Raw genomic sequence first — 3,739 nt, forward strand, 5'->3', positions numbered from 1 at the left:
CAACCACCGCCACGGCATCGTTGCGGCGGCGCAGCAGGTGTTCAGCGAAGTTCAGCGTCGCGCCGGGGAACCACTCGGCGCTGGGCATTTCCGCACCTTCACGCAAGATGGCGTCTGGCTGAGTGTGGAAGCGGATGTCGAAGAAATCGACGATCGCCTGCCAGAACGCCGGGCGCTGATCGATGCTCCATTGGTGCAGGGCAGGGTAGCCGTCGAGCTCAAGCGAATGCCGCTGATTGATTTCGCGCCGGAAAACGTCCATCCGCGAACGGTCGATACGCTGGGCGTCGGGTTGCCAGAGGATGTCGGACATGGGTTTGCCTCTTCTTATCTGATTCGCGAGCTGGCTCGCTCCCACAATGGCCAGGTGTTTATTGCGCCAGCCAGCCACCATCAATATTCCACGCCGCGCCGCGTACCTGGCTGCCGGCTTCACTGCACAAGAACAGCACCAGCTCACCCAGATGCTGCGGTGTAACGAACTCCAGCGACGGCTGTTTTTCCGCCAGCAGATCATGCTGCGCCTGCTGCGGATCGACACCCTTGGCCGCGCGATCATCGATCTGCTTCTGCACCAGCGGCGTCAGCACCCAACCCGGACAGATCGCATTGCAGGTGACGTTGCTGGTCGCGGTTTCCAGCCCGACTACTTTGGTCAGGCCGATCACGCCATGCTTGGCGGCGACGTACGCGGCTTTGCCGGTGGAGCCGACCTGGCCGTGCACCGAGGCGATATTGATGATGCGCCCCCAGTTCTTGCGGCGCATGCCCGGCAGGCTGAGCCGCGTGCTGTGGAATACCGATGACAGGTTGATCGCGATGATCGAATCCCAGCGCTCAACAGGAAACTCTTCTACGGCCGCAACGTGCTGAATGCCGGCGTTGTTGACCAGAATGTCGACGCCGCCAAACTCGCGCTCGGCGTAGGCGGCCATGTCGGCAATCTGTGCCGGGTCGCTGACATCGGCGGGATGATGGCCGACCTTGCCGCCGTACTGAGCGACGTCGGCGATCACCTTCGAGGCGTCGCCGAAGCCATTGAGAATCAGGTTGGCGCCCGCTTTCGCGAGGGTCAGCGCGATGCCCAGGCCGATGCCGCTGGTGGAGCCGGTTACCAAGGCTGTCTTGCCGGAAAGAGTGGTCATGAATACCTCACACAATGCCAGTGGCGTAGAAAGTGCCGATCACCACGAAAACCGCGAGGGTCTTGATCAGCGTAATACAGAAAATGTCTTTGTAGGCTTCGCGGTGGGTCAGTCCGGTCACCGCCAGCAACGTGATTACCGCGCCGTTGTGCGGCAGGGTGTCCATGCCACCACTGGCCATCGCGGCCACGCGGTGCAGCACTTCCAGCGGAATATTCGCCGCGTGCGCTGCACTGATGAACTGCTCGGACATCGCCGCCAGCGCAATGCTCATGCCGCCCGACGCCGATCCGGTAATGCCGGCGAGCAGTGTCACGGTAATCGCTTCGTTGACCAACGGATTGGGAATCTGCTTGAGCCAGTCGGCCAGCACCAGGAACCCCGGCAGCGAAGCGATTACCGCACCAAAGCCGTATTCAGACGCGGTGTTCATGGCCGCGAGCAACGCACCGCTGACCGCGCTTTTGCTGCCTTCGGCGAGCTTGCTTTTGATCGCCTTGAAACCGAACGCCAGGACCATGAGGATGCCGACCAGCAACGCCGCCTGCACCGCCCAGATCGCCGTGAGCTTGGCGATTTCGGTGGTGACCGGCGCGGCCATGCCCGGCAGTGCCAGGCTGTGGGTCTTGCCGTACCACTGCGGAATCCACTGGGTGAAGAGCAGGTTCATGATGCCCACCGCCAGCAATGGCGACAGGGCAATCCACGGGTTGGGCAGCTTCAGGTCTTCGGCGGTTTCCGGTTCGTTGCGCAGTTCAGTGCCGTAACCTTCGCCGGCACGTTGCGCCTTGTTGCGTTGGCGCTGCAGAAACAGCATGCCGGCACAAAACACGAAAATCGTGCCGATCACCCCCAGCCACGGCGCCGCCCATGCGGTGGTGTTGAAAAAGGTGCTGGGAATGATGTTCTGGATCTGCGGCGTGCCGGGCAGGGCGTCCATCGTGAACGAGAATGCACCGAGGGCAATGGTCGCCGGGATCAGACGTTTGGGGATATTGCTCTGGCGGAACATCTCCGCTGCAAACGGGTAAACAGCGAAGACGACGACGAACAACGACACGCCGCCATAAGTCAGCAGGGCGCAGACCAGCACGATCACCAGCATCGCTTGTTTGGTGCCAAGCAGGCGAATCGCAGCGGCGACGATCGAGCGTGAGAAGCCGGACAGTTCGATGAGCTTGCCGAACACCGCGCCGAGCAGGAATACCGGGAAATAGAGCTTGATGAAACCGACCATCTTGTCCATGAATACCCCGGTGAAAGCAGGGGCAACGGCGGACGGATCGGTGAGCAGGACCGCGCCGAGGGCGGCGATCGGGGCAAAGAGGATGACGCTGTAGCCACGGTAGGCGGCGAGCATCAGCAGCGTCAGGGCTGCCAAGGCAATGATCACACTCATGGTGTGTCTCTCCAGGATTGTTATTTTTGTGGGTGGAACGGGTGTGGAGAGTGGGTTAGCGAGATTTGTGCCAATCTTCTAACTGTTTGAAATATAAGGAAATTAGATCAGAGTCGCCTACTGGGAGCTGTTTTTGTCTCTTAGTTGAGATTTTCTTTGAATGGGCCGGCGCCTTCGCGAGCAGGCTCGCTCCCACATTGGTCATGCATTCCCCTGTGGGAGCGAGCCTGCTCGCGAAGCTTTTGCTCTAGTCTTAAAATGGAGATCAGATGTCTCTATATGTAGACTCTGCAATCCCCAGCGCAGCCATTTTCTTGTACAGCGTCGACCGCCCCAGCCCCAGCCGAACCGCCGCCTCCGGTACTTTCCCCGCGCATTGCGCCAGGGTCGACTCGATCAACTGCCGATCAAACCGCGCCCGCGCCTGTGCAAATGTCTCCCCAGCGGAGGCTTGCATGCTCGGCTCGGACGTTCGCTCAACCGGAGTAAAGGTGCCAATCGCGCCGCGAATATCCTGCTCGGTCAGGATCAGATCATCACTGAGCAACGCCGCCCGCTCCAGCACATTGCGCAACTCACGGATGTTGCCCGGCCAGGCATGCTGGCCGAGCAACGCCAGCGCATCGCGGTGCAGTTCATGCTGGCTGCGCAGTTCTTCGAGAATCGCCTCGCTCAGCGCCGGCAGATCATCGAGACGTTCACGCAGCGGCGGCACCTGGATTGGCAGTACGTTGAGGCGGTAGTACAAATCGGCGCGAAATTCGCCGCGCTTGATCGCCGCCTGCAAATCCGTCGACGTCGCGGCGATTACCCGCACATCGCTCTGAATCACTTCATTGGAGCCGACCGGCTCGAACTCCTTTTCCTGCAACACGCGCAGCAGTTTGCTTTGCAGCGGCAGCGGCATATCGCCGATCTCATCGAGAAACAGCGTGCCACCCTGAGCGATTTGTAATTTACCGGTGCGGCCCTTGCGGTCAGCGCCGGTAAAGGCGCCGGGTGCAGTGCCAAAGAATTCGGCTTCCAGCAGCGCCTCGGGAATTGCCGCGCTGTTGATGCTGACGAAGGCTTTGTGCGCGCGTGGTGAGGCGCTGTGGATCGCTTGGGCAAGCAACTCTTTACCTGTGCCGGTTTCCCCCAGCAGCAAAACCGGCGAATCAGCGCTGGCACTGCGCCGCGCACGTCGTTTGACTTC

4 protein-coding genes are annotated in these 3,739 nt (G+C 60.8%); all 4 read right to left on the reverse strand.

The genetic code is table 11. The annotated features are described in order from the left end of the window. A partial coding sequence (locus OQK_RS23120) for an acetyl-coenzyme A synthetase N-terminal domain-containing protein (protein WP_038861615.1) occupies positions 1-313 on the reverse strand: 313 nt, incomplete at its 3' end. A gap of 58 nt (positions 314-371) precedes the next feature. Beyond that, on the reverse strand, positions 372-1,145 hold the full coding sequence (hbdH, locus tag OQK_RS23125) for a 3-hydroxybutyrate dehydrogenase (RefSeq protein ID WP_016774504.1): 774 nt from the start codon (positions 1,143-1,145) through the stop codon (positions 372-374). Between the two features lie 7 nt (positions 1,146-1,152). Beyond that, a complete protein-coding gene (locus tag OQK_RS23130) occupies positions 1,153-2,544 on the reverse strand; it encodes a GntP family permease (RefSeq protein WP_016774505.1) in 1,392 nt (463 codons plus the stop codon). Positions 2,545-2,809: 265 nt separating this feature from the next. Beyond that, positions 2,810-3,739: sigma-54 interaction domain-containing protein (locus tag OQK_RS23135; protein WP_016774506.1), on the reverse strand; the 930-nt coding region annotated here is incomplete at its 5' end.

This window comes from Pseudomonas sp. R62 (assembly GCF_000257605.1).
GTDB classification, from domain to species: domain Bacteria; phylum Pseudomonadota; class Gammaproteobacteria; order Pseudomonadales; family Pseudomonadaceae; genus Aquipseudomonas; species Aquipseudomonas atacamensis.

Excerpts from the sequence above, each read along its gene's own strand:
- hbdH (WP_016774504.1), bottom strand. The coding sequence starts at position 1,145 with ATGACCACTCTTTCCGGCAAGACAGCCTTGGTAACCGGCTCCACCAGC.
- OQK_RS23130 (WP_016774505.1), bottom strand. The coding sequence starts at position 2,544 with ATGAGTGTGATCATTGCCTTGGCAGCCCTGACGCTGCTGATGCTCGCC.